Origin of the sequence: Streptomyces sp. CGMCC 4.7035, from assembly GCF_031583065.1 — a bacterium.
GTDB classification, from domain to species: Bacteria; Actinomycetota; Actinomycetes; order Streptomycetales; family Streptomycetaceae; genus Streptomyces; species Streptomyces yaanensis.
This window is the reverse complement of the sequence record NZ_CP134053.1, coordinates 1711567-1730863: the sequence shown is the minus strand read 5'-3', so window position 1 is coordinate 1730863 and position 19297 is coordinate 1711567. Positions and strand designations below refer to the sequence as shown.

The window sequence follows — 19297 nt, the reverse complement described above, 5'->3', positions numbered from 1 at the left end:
CATGTCCTTCACGTACGAGGATGTCGGCGCCACCCGTGAGAACGCCGCCTTCTGCCCGCCCGGCTTCCACCCCCTGCACCTACGCGCCCGGCTGGGCGAGGGCGAGGAGGTCTTCCGGCGCGCCGCCGAGACGGTCCTCACCTGGGAGATGCACCGCGCCCTGGGCGTCGGCATCGACGCCACGGCCGACCGCGCCGCCCCCGGCGTCGACGTCACGGTCACCCTCGCCGGCGTCATCAAGGCCCCGTGCCGCATCGTCTGGACGGTCGAGGAATCCCGCCGCGCGGGCTGGGCGTACGGCACGCTGCCGGGCCACCCGGAGTGCGGCGAGGAGGCCTTCGTGGTGGACCGCACCGGGGACGGCACGGTCTGGCTGACGATCACGGCGTTCAGCCGCGCGGCCAAGTGGTACGCGAGGGCCGGCGGCCCGGCCACGCGGGGGTTGCAGCACGCGTATGCGCGGCGGTGCGGGGCGGTACTGCGGCGGTTGTGCGCGGAGGACTCGCTGGACTGAGACCGCGCGTCACCTCGCGGCCGACGCGGTGGCCGGTCCTTCCGGGCCGTCGTTACTTCCCCGGACCGACGTTGGCGTCGCGCAGTTCACGCATCGACCCGGCGAGGTTGCGGAACCCGTCGCACCCGAGGGTGCCGAGCACTCGGGTGCGGAGGATCTCTGTCGCCACCCGGGAGACCGACCGGGCGGTTTCCTCGCCGCGCTCGGTCAGTTCGAGGTAGGTGACGCGTCGGTCGGCATCGCACGACACGCGCTGGGTCAGGGCGGCCGCGCAGAGCCGGTCGGCGAGTTTGGTGAACCCACCACTGGACATACCCGCCTCGTGCGCCAGGCGTGTCATCGGCATCCGGTGCTTGGGACTGATCAGGATGCGCAACAGTACGTCCGCGGCGCCTGGGCCGAGGTCGAAGCGTTTCGCCAGCTCGCTCACGAAAGACTGGTGTGTGGCGCGGAAGCCCTCCATCACCAGTTTCCAGCCACCGATCAGTTCATAATCGATGCTCGGGTCATCGTCCTGGTCGTCGCCACCGTCGCCCGGAAACCGTGTTCGCCCGCTCAGCGGGCCCGTCGCTTCATTCTCCATGGCTGTTTCAACTCCTTGGCGGCACGGATGTTCCCTCGGACTCACCGCTCGGTCGTCCAAGGAAGACGCGGGTCATCAGCCCGCCGGCCACGCCCAGGCCGACGGCCACGACTGTCCACCACGGGTCCCAGGGAAGCAGACCGAGGGCCTGGTCGGCCGACCAGCGGCCCGGGCCGGTCAGCGTCAGCACGGCCGGCAGGATCACCAGGACCAGCGGGTACTCGTAGCCGTTGTCCTGCACCCAGAGCCCGTTGCGCCACTTTACTGTGACCGCGACGGTCATGACGCCCGCGGCGATGGCGGCTGCCAGGGGGGTGAGCGCTCCCGCGGCGAGCAGTAGACCCGCGGCGATCTGTCCCAGGCCCGCGGCGGCCGCGGTGAGGCGGCCGCCGCGGAACCCGTCCGCCCGGAACTCCGCCGCTCCGCCCTCGATCCCGTGTCCTCCCAGCCAGTGGCTGATCTTCTGGATGCCGTGCCCGGCAAACAGCAGGCCGATGACGAGTCGCAGGATCAGCAGTCCGGTGTTCATGACGTTCTCTTCTCTGTGGACCGGGGCGGCAGCGGTGAGTCCCGTGCCTTACAGCACGAAGCAGGTGTCGAAGATCTCGGTCGGGGCCTCGGGGGTGAAGCCGCGCTGAGCGCGCCACTGCCGGTGCTGTTCGGACTCGGCGACGGCCTGGCCGAGCAGTTCGGCCTGTCGCGCGCCCGAGATGCTGGGCTTCACGGTGGCCTGGTAGCCCCCGTAGTGCGCGACCGGGCTCCATGCCGGGCTGATCGCCGGTATCTCCTCGTCCATGCCCTCGTACTCGGCCGCGGCGTAGACGATGCGGCCGCCGGTGACGGTCAGGAGGGACTCGATGTGCGGGATGTCCTGCTCCGGAACGGCGAAGAAGTCGTCGGAGAGGATGGCGAGGTCGCCGTAGAACCCGGGCTTGAGGGTGCCCTTGACGTCCTGCTCTCCGGTGAGCTTGGCGCCGGCCTGGGTGTACATGGTCAGGGCGGTCTCCCGGCTGACGCGGTTCTCCGGCGGATAGATCGTCAGGTCGCCGACGGTCCTGCCAGTGACGAGCCAGTGCAGCGCGACCCAGGGGTTGTAGGAGGACACCCGGGTGGCGTCCGTGCCGGCGCCGACGGTCAGGCCGCGGTCCAGCATGGCGCGTACGGGCGGCGCCTCGGCGGCGGCTCCGGCGCCGTAGCGGCGCACGAACGCCTCGCCCTGGAAGGACATACGGTTCTGGATCGACATGGCCCCGCCCAGCGCGGCGACACGGTCCAGGCTGTCGCGGGAGACGGTCTCCGCGTGGTCGAAGAGCCAGCGGTTGCCGGCCGGGAACAGGCCCTCGGCGGCGAGCTTCTCGAAGACGGCGAGGTCGCGGCGGATCGTCTCGTCGTAGGTGGCGTGCAGGCGGAAGCCCCAGCCGTTCTCCATCAGCAGCCGCACGGCGCTCTCGAAGCTCTCCTCGTAGTCCGCGGCCAGTTCGGGCCGGGGCTCGGTGAAGTTCTCGAAGTCGGCGGCCGACCAGGTCAGGTTCTCTCCGGCGCCGTTGAGGCGGAGCCATTCGTCGCCGTCCCCGGGCCGGACCATGCCGATCCAGCGCTTGAGGTCGTCGATCTCCTGTCCGGCCGTCTGCGGGAAGAGGTGGTAGGCGATGCGCACCGACAGCTGGCCGGCCTTGGCGAGGTCGATGACAGTGCCGTAGTTGTCGGGGAAGTTCTGGAAGCCCCCGGCCGCGTCGATGGCCGAGGTGAGGCCGAACCGGTTCAGCTCACGGAAGAAGTGCCGGGTGGAGGTCTTCAGGTCCTCGCCCTGCAGGGTCGGTGCCGCGGCGAGGGTGGAGTACAGGATCAGGGCGCTGGGCGCGGCAAGGAGCATGCCGGTCGGCTCCCCGTCCCGGCCCCGCACGAGCTGACCGCCCCTGGGATCGGGGCTGCTCTTGGTGTAACCGGCCGCCTTCAGCGCCGCACGGTTCATCAGGGCGGACTGGTAGAGGTGCAGCACGAACACCGGCGTGTCCGGCGCGGCCGCGTTCAGCTCGGCCAGGGTCGGCAGGCGCTTCTCGGCGAACTGGTCCGCCGACCATCCGCCGACCACCCTGACCCACTGTCCCTTGGGGGTGCGGGCGGCCTGCTCGCGCAGCATCGCCAGTGCCTGACGCAGTGTGGGCACACCGTCCCAGCGCAGTTCCAGGACGTAGTTCAGGCCGCCCCGGATCACGTGCACGTGGGAGTCGTTCAGGCCCGGGATGACCCGGCGGCCCAGCGCGTCGACCACTCGGGTGCGGGCGCTGATCAGCGGGGCGACGTCGTTGTCGTCACCGACCACGGTGACCTTGCCGTCCTTGATGGCGACGGCACTGGCATGCGGGTGCACCGGGTCACCGGTGTAGATCTTGGCGTTGCGCACCACGATGTCGGCGACGTGGTCGGCGTTGACGGGGGGAAGGCCTGCCACGGGCATAGTGGCCATGGAAATCATCTCCAGCGGGAGAAAGAGGGGGGTTCTGAGAAGCCGTGTCAACGGCGGGGCGGTCGGCGGAAACACGGGGAGGTGATGTCTCCCCCGGCCGGCTCAGCCGGAGGAGGAGCCGCGCGGCACGGCCAGGGCGGCGGTCGCGGTACCCAGCGTGCTGGCCAGCAGGGGCCAGCCCAGCCCCGTGTGTTGCACGAGCAGGGCTCCCGCGAAGGCGCCCGCCAGCATCGCCAGCACGGAGGCGAGCCGACGGCCCGCACGCGGATTGCTGCCGCCTGCCAGAGTCGAGTCGGATGCCAGTCCGGTCAGCGTGAGGGTCAGTACCGTCGTGGTCACGTCCGGCACGGCGAGTTTGCGCACGGTCCCGTTGCGCAGGCCCATGGCCAGTGCGGTCAAGGCGATGAGCGCGTGGACCGCGTGGCTCGCGGTGAAGGCGACCGCTGTGGCCGTAGCCAGCAGCGCCGTCTCGGCGCCGAGGATCCGGCGGAGCCACGTACCCGAGGATCGGGTGCGCAGCACGGTTGCCAGACGGCCGGCGATCACCGCTCCGGCCAGGAAGGCGGCCAGTGAGACCAGCGAGCCGAGTACCGAGAAGCCGGGTACGCCGGCCGCGGCGAAGCCGATGATGACGACGTTGCCGGTCATGTTCGCGGTGAAGACATGGCCCAGGCCCAGGTAGCTGACTGCGTCGATGAGGCCGCTCACGGCCGTCACGGTCATGAGGGACGCCAGCAGCGGTTCGCGACCGCCTGGCGCGCGGGGGGCGGACGGATGGTTGGGGTTCACTGTCGTTTCCTCCGTCGCACGGGGGCCACCGGACGTCGTGCACAGGGGCTTCGACGGCGGGCCCGCACCGGCCCGGGACGTGTGCCCCGAGCCGAGGTGCAAAGGGTGGGGTCAGCCTGCGGCGTGGGCGCCGATGACGGACTGGGCGTAGACGACTCCGAGGCCGTAGGCGCCGCCGTGCTCCTTGACGATGTCCATGACCGCGCCGTAGGTCTCGCCGCGGGCCCAGTCGCGCTGCAGCTCGAGCAGGACCTGGATCCAGGTCACCGGCACCGCGCCGGCGGCGATCATGCGCTGGACGGCGTGCTCGTGGGCCTGCGGGGTGACGCCGCCGGAGGCGTCGGCCACGACGTAGACCTCGTAGCCCTGGCCGAGCGCGGACAGCACCGGGAGCACGATGCATACCTCGGTCCACAGGCCCGAGATGATGATCTTCCTGCGGCCGGTGGCCTTGATCGCCTCGACGACCGCGTTGTCCTCCCAGGCGTTCATCGTGGTGCGGTCGATGATCTCCTGGCCCGGGAAGACCTCGGCCAGCTGCGGCAGGATCGGGCCGGAGAAGGACTCGGCGGCCACGGTGGTGAGGACCGCGGGGACGTTGAACGCCTTGGCCGCCTTGGCGAGGCCCACGGTGGCGTTGATGATCGCGGTGCGGTCGCCGCTGCCCGTGCCGAAGAACATCTGCGGCTGGTGGTCGACGAACAGCATCACCGAGTTGTCAGGGGTCAGCAGGTCGGGGCTGGGAGCGGCCTTGACGTTGGATGCGTTGAACATGGTGGATTCCTTCTCGTCTGCTGCGGAGCGGCCGAACATTCTGCCGATCAGCCCCCGCAGGCGGTTCTTTGATGCCGGCATTGCGGCCTCCTTGGGTGTCGAGCCGGGCGGTGGTCCGTCCGGGGAGGACACCCGCATCAATGAATCTTTCTAGGAAGAGATTCCCTCGGGAGAAGTTGAATAGCAAACTAAAAATCGGTGGTGTGCGTCACAGGGCGTGCGTCACACCGCCACAGCCGGCGTCGCAGGCGGAGCGGCAAACGAAAGCGGCCTGCTCCAGGCTTGGAGCAGGCCGCCAAGGCCGTCGTCTTCGTGCGGCGCGGTGCCGCACGCCCCATCAGCGCATCAGTACACCGGCCTCCTCGACCGCCCCTTCCGGCGGCACGGTCACCAGCCCCAGTTCCGCGCTGGTGGCCAGCAGCCGGTGCGAGGGGAGGATGCGGACGGTGTAGCCGAAGGGGCCGGTGCGGTCCAGCGACAGCGGCCCCTCGTACACCCAGCGGCCCTCCCCATCAGGCCCACCTCCAGGTTTCAGCGCCGTAGCCGTGGCGTCCGCGATACCGTCCTCCGTGTCCACACGCCCCGACACCGCCTGCACCTCCACATCGTCGGGGCTCAGGTCGCCGAGCCCGACGCGGACCCGGAGCGAGAGCGTCGAGCCCAGTTCCGCCGTCGCCGTCGCGGCCGACGTCTCGACGTGGTCGACCGTGACGGCAGGCCAGGCCGCCCGCACCCGCGCCTTCCAGGCCGCCAACTCCCGTGCCGCGTCCGGCGTCATCGCCCGGTGCGCGTGGGCCGCCGGGGTGTACAGGCGCTCCACGTACTCGCGAACCATCCGCCCGGCCAGCACCTTCGGGCCCAGGTGCATCAGCGTCTGGCGGACCATCTCGATCCAGCGGTCCGGCAGACCACCCTGGCCCCGCTCGTAGAAGCGCGGCGCCACCCGCTGCTCCAGCAGGTCGTACAGCGCCGCCGCCTCCAGGTCGTCGCGCCGGTCCTCGTCGGTTCCCGCGCCGTCGGCCGTGGGGATCGCCCAGCCGAAGTCGGGCTGGAACCATTCGTCCCACCAGCCGTCGAGCACCGACAGGTTGAGGCAGCCGTTGAGCGCCGCCTTCATGCCGCTCGTCCCGCACGCCTCCAGCGGGCGCAGCGGGTTGTTCAGCCATACGTCGCAGCCCGGGTACAGCTTCTGCGCCATCGCCATGCCGTAGTCGGGGAGGAAGACGATGCGGTGGCGTACCCGTGGGTCGTCCGCGAACCGGACCAGCTCCTGGATCAGGCGCTTTCCGCCGTCGTCCGCCGGGTGCGCCTTCCCGGCCACCACGATCTGGATCGGGTGGTCCGGGTGCAGCAACAGTTCCATCAGCCGGTCCCGGTCGCGCAGCATCAGCGTCAGGCGTTTGTACGACGGCACGCGGCGGGCGAAGCCGATCGTCAGGACATCAGGGTCCAGCACCCCCTCGATCCAGCCGAGTTCGGCCGTCCCGGCGCCGCGCTGCCGCCAGGCGGCGTACAGCCGTTCCCGCACCTCAAGGACCAGTTGCTCGCGCAGCACCCGGCGCAGGTCCCAGATCTCCTGGTCGGCGATCTCGGCGACCGCCTCCCAGCGGTCCGTGCGGCCGCCCACCGTCATCGCGTCCTCGGTGCGCTCCGCCCCGACCTGCCGCGCGCCGAGCCGGAACACTTCGGGCGCCACCCAGGTCGGCGCGTGCACCCCGTTCGTCACGGACGTGATCGGCACCTCGTCGGGGTCGAAGCCCGGCCACAGGCCCGAGAACATCTCCCGGCTTACGTTGCCGTGCAGCAGGGACACGCCGTTGGCGCGCTGGCCGAGCCTGAGGCCCATCACGGCCATGTTGAAGAGATTCGGCTCACCGCCGGGGTAGGTCTCCATCCCGAGCCGCAGGATCCGCTCCACGTCGATCCGCGGAAGTTCGGCGTCCGGACCGAAGTGGCGGGCCACCAGCTCCCGGTCGAAACGGTCGATGCCGGCCGGGACGGGCGTGTGGGTGGTGAAGACCGTGCCCGCCCGGACCGCCTCCAGAGCGGAGTCGAAGTCGAGTCCGGCGTCGGACAGCTCGGCGATCCGCTCCAGGCCGAGGAAGCCCGCGTGCCCCTCGTTGGTGTGGAACACCTCGGGCTCGGCGTGCCCGGTCAGCCGGCAGTACGTGCGCACCGCGCGCACCCCGCCGATACCGAGCAGCATCTCCTGGAGCAGCCGGTGCTCGCTGCCGCCGCCGTACAGCCGGTCGGTGACGCTCCGTTCGCCGAGGTCGTTCTCCTCGACGTCCGAGTCGAGCATCAGCAGCGGCACCCGGCCCACCTGGGCGAGCCAGACGCGTGCCTGGAGCCGGCGGCCGCCGGGCAGGCCCAGGGAGACCTGGGCAGGGGTGCCGTCCGGCTCGCGCAGGGGCACCACGGGCAGTTCGTTCGGGTCGAGCACGGGATAGTGCTCCTGCTGCCAGCCGTCCCGCGACAGGGTCTGCCGGAAGTAGCCGTGCCGGTACAGCAGGCCCACGCCGATCAGCGGGGCGCCCAGGTCGCTGGCCGCCTTCAGATGGTCGCCGGCGAGGATGCCGAGGCCGCCGGAGTACTGGGGCAGCGCGGCCGTGATGCCGAACTCGGGCGAGAAGTAGGCGATGGCGGCGGGGAGGTCGGACTCGGCCGAGCGGAACTGGTACCAGCGGTCGCCGCTCATATAGTCGGTCAGATCGTCGGCGGCCGCGGCCAGGCGGCGCAGGAAACGGCGGTCCTCGGCCAGCTCCGCGAGCCGGGCGGGCGGCACGCTGCCCAGCAGCCGCACGGGATCGCCGCCGGAGGCGGCCCATCGCTCGGGGTCGACGGACTGGAAGAGGTCACGGGTCTCCGCATGCCACGACCAGCGCAGATTGCGCGCCAAGTCGCTCAGCGGGTGCAGGGCTTCGGGGAGGACGGGACGTACGGTGAACCTGCGGATGGCCTTCACGAGTTCCACCTTCACGGAGGACGTACGCGTGTCGTCTCCGACGGTAGCTTGCGTGGTGCGCCTACCGCCGGGTTTGTACGCACTCGGGGTGCCGTGACCGTCCCTGGGCGCTGCGCCCCCGGACCGCCGCTTTCGGCCTGAACAGCCTTGTCCCCAAGGGCCGGACGGGCTGGTTCTGGCTGACCTGCACCCCGTACAAGCCGTCGAAAAAACAACGCAACCTTTACATGCCCGCCATGGCCGATATGGCCGATTCCGCCCACCCAGGCGACCTTGTGGCGGTTCGCACCGCACGAGAGGCTGCCCCTTGGCGCACCGGTCGGCGAATAGCCTGGACATGGATGAACTCCGGCCGTCGTGCGCCGAGTCGAGGAGGGGAACTCGAGTCATGGCACGGATGAGATACGCGCGTCTGCGCTGGGCGGGCGGCCTCACCGCGGTCACCACGGTGGCGGCGCTCTCGGCCATCACCCAGTCCGCGCAGGCCGCCCCGGAGGGGACGATCCTCGGTGCCGGGGCCCCCGGCGCCGTCAGCGGCAGCTACATCGTGACGCTCAAGGGGGGAACGAAGGCCCCGTCGGACGCCGGCAAGGGCATCGCCGAGAAATACGGGGCGAAAATAAGCCACACCTACGGGACCGCACTCAACGGATTCGCGGTGAAGGTCGACGAACGGCAGGCCAGGCGCCTCGCGGCGGACTCCCGCGTGGTCTCGGTCGTCCAGGACACCAGGGTCACCCTGGACCACTTCCAGAAGGACCCGCCCTCGTGGGGTCTGGACCGTGTCGACCAGCCGGACCTGCCGCTCGACAAGGGATACACCTGGCCCGAGCCGGCCGGCGCAGGCGTGACGACGTACGTCATCGACACCGGCATCCGCATCTCGCACAAGGACTTCGGCGGCCGGGCGAGCTACGGCTGGGACTTCGTCGGCAACGACAGGACCGCCGCCGACGGCAACGGGCACGGCACGCACGTGGCCGGAACCATCGCGGGCGGCACGTACGGGGTCGCCAAGCAGTCGAAGGTCGTCGCCGTGCGCGTCCTCGACGACAACGGCTCCGGCACCACCGCACAGGTGATCGCGGGCATCGACTGGGTGACCAGGCACGCGAAGAAGCCCGCGGTGGCGAACCTGAGCCTGGGCGGCTTCGCCAACGCCCAGCTGGACGCGGCCGTGCGCAACTCCATCGCCTCCGGCGTCACCTACGTGGTCGCCGCCGGCAACGACGGACTCTCGGCCGGCCTGTACTCCCCGGCCCACGTCAAACAGGCCATCACGGTCGGCGCGGTCGACCAGAAGGACACCCGCGCGAGCTTCTCCAACTGGGGCGCCAGTCTGGACCTGTTCGCCCCCGGCGTGGCGATCACCTCCGACTGGTACACGAGCGACACGGGCAAGGCCACCTTCTCGGGTACGTCGATGGCGACACCGCACGTCACGGGTGCGGCCGCGCTCTACCTCGCCAACCACCCCAAGGCCACTCCGGCGCAGGTGAGCCAGGCGCTCGTCCAGCGGGCGGCCGCCGGAAAGGTCAAGGGGGCGGGACTCGGTTCACCGAACAGACTGCTCCAGGTCGACAATCCCGGACCGCGATGATCCGGACACGCGTAAACCAGAATTAACCGGACACGCGTACGCTGACCGGCCTCGCCTCCCTCGGGCGGGGCCGGTCCTTTTCGCTCTTCCGGATGCGGCCGGTCTTGAACATAGACATACGCGTGAGTAGTTAACAAAGTGCCGGAATGCCCACCCGCACAAGGTGGGAAGGCTCCTCCGGTAACCCCGCTGGCCCTACCTCCCGACACCCATCCGCCCACCCACGTTGACGCGGACAGGAGCGGTCATGCCCGCAGCGCACCACTCGTCGGCACCCCCGGCACACGGCACCGGCACCACCTCCGTACAGAGGGCCGACGCCGTTCCCCCCGACACCGTTCCCCCCACCCCGCGAACACCCTCCGCGGGCCCGAACCCCGCCCCGAGCCCTGACACCGGTCCCACCCTGGGGCGCATCCCCGTCCTCGACGTACGCCCCCTCGTCCACCAGGGCCGTCGCCCGGCCAAGGCGGTGGTGGGCGAGGAGTTCGAGATCTCCGCCACGGTCTTCCGCGAGGGCCACGACGCCGTCGCCGCCAACGTCGTCCTCACGGACCCCGAGGGCCGCCCCGGCCCGTGGACGCCGATGCGCGAACTGGCCCCCGGCACGGACCGCTGGGGCGCCACCGTCTCCGTACCGAGCGAGGGCCGCTGGACCTACGCCGTTCAGGCGTGGGGCGATCCGGTCACCACCTGGCGGCACCACGCCGGGATCAAGATCCCGGCCGGGATCGACACCGAACTGGTCCTGGAGGAGGGCGCGCGGCTGTACGAGCGCGCGGCCGCCGGCGTCCCGAAGGGCGAAGGCCGGCGGGAGCTGCTCCGCACGGCGGCCGAGGCCCTGCGCGACACCGGCCGCCCGGCCGCGTCCCGTCTCGCGGCCGCGCTCACCCCGGAGGTGGAGGAGGTTCTGGCCCGTTATCCGCTGCGTGAACTGGTTTCGTCCTCGGAGCCGTTGCCGTTGCTGGTGGAGCGGGAGCGGGCGTTGTACGGGGCGTGGTACGAGTTCTTTCCGCGGTCGGAGGGGACGGTGGAGCGGCCGCACGGCACGTTCCGGACGGCTGCGCGGCGGCTTGCGGCGATCGCGGGGATGGGTTTCGACGTGGTGTATCTGCCGCCCATCCATCCGATCGGGTTCACGTTCCGCAAGGGCCGTAACAACAGTCTGTCGGCGGGTGCGGAGGATGTGGGGGTGCCGTGGGCGATCGGGTCGCCGGAGGGCGGGCACGACGCGGTGCATCCGGATCTGGGCACGGTGGAGGACTTCGACTGGTTCGTGGGCCGGGCGGGGGAACTGGGGCTGGAGATCGCGCTGGATTTCGCGTTGCAGTGTTCGCCGGATCATCCGTGGGTTCAGAAGCATCCGGAGTGGTTCCGGCACCGGCCGGACGGGTCGGTCGCGTATGCGGAGAATCCGCCGAAGAAGTACCAGGACATCTATCCGATCGCGTTCGATCAGGACATGGACGGTCTGGTGGCGGAGACCGTGCGGGTGTTGAGGTTCTGGATGGGGCACGGGGTGCGGATCTTCCGGGTGGACAATCCGCACACGAAGCCGGTGGTGTTCTGGGAGCGGGTGATCGGGGAGGTCAACGGGGCCGATCCGGATGTGGTGTTCCTGGCGGAGGCGTTCACGCGGCCGGCGATGATGCGCACGCTGGCGGCGGTCGGCTTCCAGCAGTCGTACACGTATTTCACGTGGCGGAACACGAAGCGTGAACTGACCGAGTATCTGAGCGAGTTGTCGGGGGAGTCGGCGGCGTGTATGCGGCCGAACTTCTTCGTGAACACGCCGGACATCCTGCACGCGTATCTCCAGCGCGGGGGTCGGCCGGCGTTCGAGGCGCGGGCGGTGCTCGCGGCGACGCTGTCGCCGACGTGGGGGGTGTACTCGGGGTACGAGTTGTGCGAGAACGTGCCGCTGCGGGAGGGCAGTGAGGAGTATCTGGACTCCGAGAAGTACCAGTTGCGGCCCCGGGACTGGGAAGCGGCCGAACGCGAAGGACGCAGCATCGCCCCCCTGATCACAAAGCTGAACGAGATCCGGCGGGCCAGCCCGGCACTGCGGCAGCTACGAGACCTGCACTTCCACCACGCCGACAAGGAAGAGGTGATCGTCTACTCGAAACGCTCGGGCTCGAACACGGTTCTGGTGGTCGTCAACCTGGATCCCCACCACACCCAGGAGGCGACGGTCTCGTTGGACATGTCGCGGCTCGGCCTGGACCGGCACGAGTCGGTGCCGGTGCGCGACGAGCTCACCGGTGTCACCTACCACTGGGGCAGGACCAACTACGTACGTCTCACGCCGGGCGACAGCCCCGCGCACGTGCTGACCGTCCTGCGACCGTCCTCACTGCAGACCGGAGGGTCACCCACACGATGATCGTCAACGAGCCCGTCCCGGACACCTTCGAGGACACTCCCGTCGCCGACCGCGACCCGGAGTGGTTCAAGCGTGCCGTCTTCTACGAGGTCCTGGTCAGGTCCTTCCAGGACAGCAACGGCGATGGCGTGGGCGATTTGAAGGGGCTGACCGCGAAGCTGGACTATCTGCAGTGGCTGGGCGTGGACTGCCTGTGGCTGCCGCCGTTCTTCAAGTCGCCGCTGCGCGACGGCGGTTACGACGTCTCGGACTACACGGCGGTGCTGCCGGAGTTCGGGGACCTGGCGGACTTCGTGGAGTTCGTGGACGCCGCGCACGCGCGCGGCATGCGCGTGATCATCGACTTCGTGATGAACCACACCAGCGACCAGCACCCGTGGTTCCAGGAGTCCCGCTCCCACCCCGACGGCCCGTACGGGGACTACTACGTATGGGCCGACAACGACAAGCAGTACCAGGACGCGCGGATCATCTTCGTCGACACGGAGGCCTCCAACTGGACCTTCGACCCGGTCCGCAAGCAGTACTACTGGCACCGCTTCTTCTCCCACCAGCCGGACCTGAACTACGAGAACCCGGCCGTGCAGGAGGAGATGATCTCCGCGCTGCGATTCTGGCTCGACCTGGGCATCGACGGCTTCCGCCTCGACGCGGTGCCCTACCTCTACCAGCAGGAAGGCACGAACTGCGAAAACCTTCCGGCGACGCACGAGTTCCTGAAGCGGGTACGCAAGGAGATCGACGCGCACTACCCGGACACGGTGCTGCTGGCGGAGGCGAACCAGTGGCCGGAGGACGTGGTCGACTACTTCGGCGACTACCGATCCGGTGGCGATGAGTGCCACATGGCCTTCCACTTCCCGGTCATGCCCCGCATCTTCATGGCCGTGCGCCGCGAGTCCCGCTACCCGGTCTCCGAGATCCTCGCCAAGACCCCCGCCATCCCCTCGAACTGCCAGTGGGGCATCTTCCTGCGCAACCACGACGAGCTGACCCTGGAGATGGTCACCGACGAGGAACGCGACTACATGTGGGCGGAGTACGCCAAGGACCCCCGCATGCGCGCCAACATCGGCATCCGCCGCCGCCTCGCACCCCTGCTGGACAACGACCGCAACCAGATCGAGCTGTTCACCGCGCTGCTGCTGTCCCTGCCCGGCTCGCCGATCCTCTACTACGGCGACGAGATCGGCATGGGCGACAACATCTGGCTCGGCGACCGCGACGCGGTACGCACCCCGATGCAGTGGACCCCCGACCGCAACGCGGGGTTCTCATCATGTGATCCGGGGCGGCTGTACCTGCCGACGATCATGGACCCGGTCTACGGCTACCAGGTCACCAACGTGGAGGCGTCGATGTCGTCGCCGTCCTCGCTGCTGCACTGGACCCGCCGGATGATCGAGATCCGCAAGCAGAACCCCGCGTTCGGGCTGGGCTCCTACACCGAGCTGCCCTCCTCCAACCCGGCCGTGCTCGCCTTCCTGCGCGAACACGGGGACGACCTGGTGATGTGCGTGCACAACTTCTCCCGGTTCGCGCAGCCGACCGAACTGGACCTGCGCGCGTTCAGCGGCCGACACCCGGTGGAACTGATCGGCGGGGTCCGCTTCCCGGCCATCGGCGAACTGCCCTACCTGCTCACCCTCGCAGGCCACGGCTTCTACTGGTTCCGGCTCCGCAAGGACGTCGTCCAGGCCGTGTAGACACCCTCGGGCGGGGCGGTTTCCCCCGCACCGCCCGGGGCACGCATCAGTAACACCCCCGACTTCCCGCGTGAGCCGAAGGGGCGCGCTGGTGTCGAGAGTGCGTGGGGGTCCCCCCTGCTCGAAGAGCTTGGGGGAGCGCGGAGGCCCGAAGGGCTGAGCACGGTCGTGCTCTCGACACCAGCTCGAGCGCCCCGGAGGCGAACCAAAAAGAGGGGAAAGGACGCACGCCATGTCGGAAGCCGTCACCCGTGCCGCCGTCACTCACCCCGGCCTGATCGCGTCCCTGGACCCACTGCTGCGGGAGTGGCTGCCACGGCAGCGCTGGTTCGCGGGCAAGGGACGGCCGGTCACCGGGTTCTCGCTGGTGGCGGCCACCGAGCTGCTTCCGCCCGGCGGCACGCTGAGCCTGCTCCACCTTCTCGTGCGAACGCATCAGCCGGACGTGCCGACCCAGGGTGCCGTACCGCACCCGGGGGACTGCTACCAACTGCTGATCGGTGTGCGCGAGGCGCTGCCACCACGGCTGGCGCCCGCGCTCATCGGGCATCTTGAGGACGGCCCGCTGGCCGGAAGCACCGTGTACGAGGCGCTGCACGACCCGAGGGCCACCGCCGTGCTCCTGGAAGCGATCCGCACCCGGGCCCGTATCGGCCCGCTCCGTTTCGAGGGGGACGCGCGCCAGACGATAAGGGAGGGGCTCGTTCCGCGGCTGGTGACCTCGGAGCAGTCCAACTCCTCGGTCGTCTACGGAGATACGTTCATCCTGAAGCTCCTGCGGCGCATCGTCCCGGGCGTCAACCCCGACCTGGAACTTCCGCTGGCGTTGGCGCGCGAGGGCTGCCCCCGGGTGCCCGCACCGGCCGGCTGGCTGCTCGCCGACCTGGACGGCCTCGACGACTCGTACGTCCTGGCCGTGCTTCAGCCCTATCTCCGGGGTGCCGCGGACGGCTGGGAGCTGGCGCTGCGCGAGCTGGCCAAGGGCGAGGACTTCACGGCTCAGGCGCGGGCGCTCGGGCGGGCGACGGCCGAGGTGCACACGGCGCTGGCCCGCGCACTGCCCACGGTCACCCTGGGACAGGCCCGGATACGGCTGCTGGTCGACGGCATGGCCCGGCGCCTTGAGGCGGCGGCGCAGGCGGTGCCCGCGCTGCGGCCGTACGCGCCCGGACTGCGGTCCGCGTTCGACGCGCTGGCCGCCCTCGCCACCGAGGGGCGCACCTGGATCGCCCAGCGCATCCACGGCGATCTGCACCTGGGCCAGTGCCTGCGCTCACCGTCCGGCTCCTGGTCGCTGATCGACTTCGAGGGCGAGCCGTCGAAGCCGCTGGCCGAACGACGGATGCCGCAGCCGACGGTGCGGGACATCGCGGGGATGCTCCGCTCCTTCGACTACGCGGCACACTCGGCCGGCCCGCCGGCACCGGAGTGGGCGGCGGGGTGCCGGGCCGCGTACTGCTCCGGGTACGCGGAGGTCGCCGGGCGCGACCCGCGCACCGAACCGGTACTGCTGCGCGCGTACGAGACCGACAAGGCCGTCTACGAAGTGCTGTACGAGGCCCGGCACCGCCCCGACTGGCTGCCGGTGCCGATGGCGGCGATACGCCGCCTGTCCGCCGACGCCACACCGTGACCGAGCACGCATCGCACCCACCACCCCTGCCGAGGAGGCCCCGCCCGTGACGCCCCGCCCCCCGTCCGACGACAGCGCGAAGAACAACGGCGACGGTCAGAAGAAGACCGGTGTGAGGAAGGCGGCCGCCGAGAAGGAGCCGACGACGGCCGCCGGGAAGTCGACGCCCGGGAAGAAGAAGGCGGTGGCGAAGAAGACGGTGGCCAAGAAGGCAACCGCCGAGAAGGCAGCCCCAAAGAAAACGACTGCGAAGGAAACGGCTGCGAAGAAGACGACTGCGAAGAAGACGACTGCGAAGAAGGCGGCTGCGAAGAAGGCGGCTGCGAAGAAGGTCCCGGCAAAGGCGATTCCGGAGCAGCTCGCGAGGGGGAAGGCGATCGCGGAGCAGGTCGCGCCCGAGGCCGTGGAGGAGGCCGTGGAGGAGGCCGTGGAGGTGGCCGTCTCCCCCGCCGTCGACGCCGGTGACCGTGAGCGGTTGCTGACGGGCACCCATCACGACCCGCACGCGGTGCTCGGCGCCCACCCGGTGCCCGGCGGGGTCGCCTTCCGGACCTTCCGCCCGTACGCGCTGTCCGTCACCGTCATCGCCGGGAGCCTTCGGGCGGAGCTGCACGACGACGGCGACGGCTTCTTCTCCGGGCTGCTGCCCCTGCGGGAGGTTCCGGCGTACCGCCTCCTCGTGGCGTACGAGGGCACGGTGGTGGAGACCGAGGACGCGTACCGTTTCCTGCCCACGCTCGGCGATCTCGACCTGCACCTGATCGGCGAGGGTCGCCACGAGGAGCTGTGGAAGGCACTCGGCGCCCACCCGACGACCCACCAGGGCGTGACCGGTACCCGCTTCTCGGTGTGGGCGCCGAACGCGCGGGGCGTGCGCCTGGCGGGCGGCTTCAACTTCTGGGACGGCACGGGCCATCCGATGCGTTCGCTCGGCTCGACCGGTGTCTGGGAGCTGTTCGTGCCCGGCATCGGCGAGGGCGAGCTGTACAAGTTCGAGATCACGCGGCCCGACGGCTCCAAGACCCTGCGGGCCGACCCGCTGGCTCGCCGCACGGAGGCCCCGCCCCACACGTCGTCGATCGTGACGGAGTCGTCGTACGGGTGGGGGGACGGGGAATGGATGGCCCGGCGCGGTGACCGGCCGGTGCACGAGGCGCCGTTCTCGGTGTACGAGGTGCACCTGCCGTCCTGGCGCCCCGGCCTGACGTACCGTCAACTGGCCGACCAGCTCCCCGCGTACGTACGGGACCTCGGCTTCACCCACGTCGAACTGATGCCGGTCGCCGAGCACCCCTTCGGCGGCTCCTGGGGCTACCAGGTCACCGGCTTCTACGCGCCCACCGCCCGCCTGGGCACCCCCGACGACTTCAAGTACCTGGTCGACGCGCTGCACCGGGCCGGCATCGGCGTCCTGATGGACTGGGTGCCCGCGCACTTCCCACGCGACGACTGGGCGCTGGCGGAGTTCGACGGCCGCCCCCTGTACGAACACGAGGATCCGCTGCGGGCCGCGCACCCCGACTGGGGGACCCTCGAATTCGACTACGGGCGGCGCGAGGTGCGCAACTTCCTGGTCGCCAACGCCGTGTACTGGTGCGAGGAGTTCCACATCGACGGCCTGCGCGTGGACGCGGTGGCCTCCATGCTCTACCTCGACTACTCCCGCGAGCCGGGCCAGTGGACCCCGAACGTGCACGGCGGCCGGGAGAACCTGGACGCGGTCGCGTTCCTCCAGGAGATGAACGCGACGGTGTACCGCCGCAATCCGGGTGTCGTGACCATCGCCGAGGAGTCGACGGCCTGGGACGGCGTCACCCGGGCCACGCACCACCGGGGTCCGAGCGGCTTCGGCGGTCTGGGCTTCGGCTTGAAGTGGAACATGGGCTGGATGCACGACTCGTTGCAGTACATGAGCCACGAGCCGATCCACCGCAAATACCACCACCACGAGATGACCTTCTCGATGGTGTACGCCTACAGCGAGAACTACGTGCTGCCGATCTCCCACGACGAGGTCGTGCACGGCAAGCGGTCACTGGTGTCGAAGATGCCGGGCGACTGGTGGCAGCAGCGCGCCGACCACCGCGCCTATCTGGCCTACATGTGGGCTCACCCCGGCAAACAACTCCTCTTCATGGGCCAGGAGTTCGCCCAGGGCGCCGAGTGGTCGGAGGCGCACGGTCCGGACTGGTGGCTGCTGGATCCTGCGTACGGCGCGGAGCCGGACCACCGGGGGGTGCGGGACCTGGTGCGCGACCTCAACACCGTCTACCGCCACACCCCCGCCCTCTGGCAGCGCGACACCGACCCCACCGGCTTCCAGTGGATCGTCGGCGACGCGACCGACGACAACGTGTTCGCGTTCCTGCGCTTCGACGCGCAGGGTGCACCGCTGCTGTCCGTCTCCAACCTCTCCCCCGTCGTCCGCCACGACTACGCCCTCGGTGTCCCCGACGACATCCCCGCCTGGCACGAGACCCTCAACACGGACCTGGAGAAGTACGGCGGCAGCGACGTCACCAACCCGGACGTCATCAAGCCGGAGCCGCAGGGCCGCCACGGCCGTCCGGCCAGTGTCCGGTTGACGCTGCCGCCCCTGGCGACGGTGTGGCTCCGGCCGGCCTGAGATCCCCAATCGGCCTGGCACAAGGAGATTTTGAGTCTTCTTTGCAATCATGTCATGAACAACTACTGACTTCGGCTCATTAGGGTGATCTTTGCTGAAGTCCCTGATGGGTCTGGGGTGTTGGTTGTATCCCGTGGTCTGTGAGGTATGCGGATGGGGGCGGGCTGACCGCTGCGGGGCGTCAGCGCCGGGAAGCGGTCCGGATGCAGGCGGCAGAGTTGTTCGAGCAGAAGATCAAGCCTCCGGAGGTCGCACGGCGCCTGCGGGTGAGCCGGAAGTCGGCCTACCAGTGGCAGCAGATGTGGAGCGAGGGCGGTGTACAGGCTCTGGCCTCGCGCGGCCCGAGTGGGTCGCGGTGCCGTCTGTCCCCGCGCTGTCTGGAAAAACTGGCCGCGTACCTGGAGCAGGGTCCGGCCGCGCACGGGTGGGTGGAGGACCAGGTGTGGACCGCCGCGAGGGTGGCCACGCTGATCGGCCGGAAGTTCCATGTCTCCTACAGCGTCTCAGGTGCCACCCGGCTGATGCGCCGACTCGGGTTCAGCCCTCAGGTGCCCACACGGCGGGTGGCCGAGCGCGACGAGCGGGCCGTGACCGCCTGGAAGGAGGCGACCTGGGCCGAGGTAAAAGAGCCCGGGCGGCCTGCGGAGGCTACATCTGCTTCGAGGACGAGGCAGGCTTCACCCGGCGGCCGCCCAAAGGACGCACCTGGGGCCGGCGCGGCCACACACCGCAGGTGACGGTGAGCGGGCGGCGCTCGGGGCGCCTGTCGGTGGCGGGACTCATCGCGATGCGGCCGGGCTCCCGCACCCGGCTGTGCCACCGCCTGCGCACCCACCCCGCGGGCAAGGGCAAGCGCCGCAGCATGAGCGAGCGCGACTTCATCGCGCTGATCGACGGCACCCACCAGCTCGTCAAGGCGCCGATCGTGCTGGTGTGGGACCGGCTGAACACCCACGTCTCCCACGCCATGCGTGAGTTGATCGCCGAGCGTGAGTGGCTGACGGTGTTCCTGCTGCCCGCCTACTCACCCGACCTCAACCCGGTCGAGGGGGTATGGGCGCACGTCAAACGCAGCCTGGCCAACCTCGCCGTCGTCGCCCTCGACCGCCTGGAAACGCTCGTCCGCAATCGGCTCAAACGCCTCCAGTACCGGCCCGACACCCTCGACGGCTTCATCACCGGGACCGGCCTCGCCCTCGACATCCCAACGTCACCCTGACGAGCCGAAGTCAGTAAGCTCGGGCGCTCATCACA

Annotated in this window: 13 protein-coding genes; 7 read left to right on the top strand and 6 right to left on the bottom strand. The window is 70.0% G+C overall.

Features of this window, described 5'->3' with window-relative positions; all coding sequences use genetic code 11:
* Position 1 precedes the first annotated feature (1 nt).
* Positions 2-514, top strand: coding sequence for a DUF1990 family protein (locus Q2K21_RS07240; RefSeq protein ID WP_310767209.1), 513 nt, complete (start codon positions 2-4; stop codon positions 512-514).
* 52 nt (positions 515-566) lie between these two features.
* Here Q2K21_RS07240 and Q2K21_RS07235 read toward each other — a convergent pair whose 3' ends face one another.
* From Q2K21_RS07235 to Q2K21_RS07210, 6 genes are all read right to left on the bottom strand, one after another.
* Positions 567-1097 carry a MarR family winged helix-turn-helix transcriptional regulator gene (locus Q2K21_RS07235; RefSeq protein ID WP_310767206.1) on the bottom strand — a complete coding sequence of 177 codons (531 nt, stop codon included), beginning with the start codon at positions 1095-1097 and terminating at the stop codon, positions 567-569.
* A 7-nt stretch (positions 1098-1104) separates the two neighbouring features.
* A complete protein-coding gene (locus Q2K21_RS07230) occupies positions 1105-1626 on the bottom strand; it encodes a DoxX family protein (RefSeq protein WP_310767203.1) in 522 nt (173 codons plus the stop codon).
* Between the two features lie 48 nt (positions 1627-1674).
* The gene (locus Q2K21_RS07225) at positions 1675-3564 is read right to left on the bottom strand and encodes an amidohydrolase (RefSeq protein WP_310767201.1); all 1890 of its coding nucleotides are present in this window, start codon (positions 3562-3564) and stop codon (positions 1675-1677) included.
* A gap of 102 nt (positions 3565-3666) precedes the next feature.
* Complete coding sequence (locus Q2K21_RS07220) at positions 3667-4287, bottom strand: YoaK family protein (RefSeq protein ID WP_310780688.1); 621 nt, start codon at positions 4285-4287, stop codon at positions 3667-3669.
* Positions 4288-4464: 177 nt separating this feature from the next.
* The gene (locus tag Q2K21_RS07215; RefSeq protein ID WP_310780686.1) at positions 4465-5127 is read right to left on the bottom strand and encodes a hydrolase; all 663 of its coding nucleotides are present in this window, start codon (positions 5125-5127) and stop codon (positions 4465-4467) included.
* Between the two features lie 337 nt (positions 5128-5464).
* Complete coding sequence (locus Q2K21_RS07210) at positions 5465-8092, bottom strand: glycosyltransferase family 1 protein (RefSeq protein WP_310767198.1); 2628 nt, start codon at positions 8090-8092, stop codon at positions 5465-5467.
* 388 nt (positions 8093-8480) lie between these two features.
* On the opposite strand from Q2K21_RS07210, the gene Q2K21_RS07205 reads away from it, so the two are divergent.
* The 6 genes from Q2K21_RS07205 to Q2K21_RS35980 all read left to right on the top strand — a co-directional run bounded on the left by Q2K21_RS07205 (position 8481) and on the right by Q2K21_RS35980 (position 19262).
* The gene (locus Q2K21_RS07205; RefSeq protein WP_310767195.1) at positions 8481-9692 is read left to right on the top strand and encodes a S8 family peptidase; all 1212 of its coding nucleotides are present in this window, start codon (positions 8481-8483) and stop codon (positions 9690-9692) included.
* Positions 9693-9939: 247 nt separating this feature from the next.
* Positions 9940-12078 (top strand): alpha-1,4-glucan--maltose-1-phosphate maltosyltransferase, encoded by a 2139-nt coding sequence (locus Q2K21_RS07200; RefSeq protein ID WP_310767192.1) that lies wholly within the window; start codon positions 9940-9942, stop codon positions 12076-12078.
* On the top strand, positions 12075-13784 hold the full coding sequence (gene treS, locus Q2K21_RS07195) for a maltose alpha-D-glucosyltransferase (protein WP_310767189.1): 1710 nt from the start codon (positions 12075-12077) through the stop codon (positions 13782-13784). The genes Q2K21_RS07200 and treS overlap by 4 nt, the downstream gene beginning before the upstream one ends.
* 232 nt (positions 13785-14016) lie before the next feature.
* Entirely contained in the window at positions 14017-15417 is a 1401-nt protein-coding gene (locus Q2K21_RS07190) for a maltokinase N-terminal cap-like domain-containing protein (RefSeq protein WP_310767186.1), read from the top strand.
* A gap of 46 nt (positions 15418-15463) precedes the next feature.
* Complete coding sequence (gene glgB, locus Q2K21_RS07185; RefSeq protein WP_310767183.1) at positions 15464-18043, top strand: 1,4-alpha-glucan branching enzyme; 2580 nt, start codon at positions 15464-15466, stop codon at positions 18041-18043.
* A 140-nt stretch (positions 18044-18183) separates the two neighbouring features.
* Positions 18184-19262 (top strand): IS630 family transposase gene (locus Q2K21_RS35980; RefSeq protein WP_449343597.1). Its coding sequence is split into 2 segments (ribosomal slippage): positions 18184-18685 and positions 18685-19262, totalling 1080 coding nucleotides; the frame shifts between segments, so codons are not numbered across the junction.
* Positions 19263-19297 lie beyond the last annotated feature (35 nt).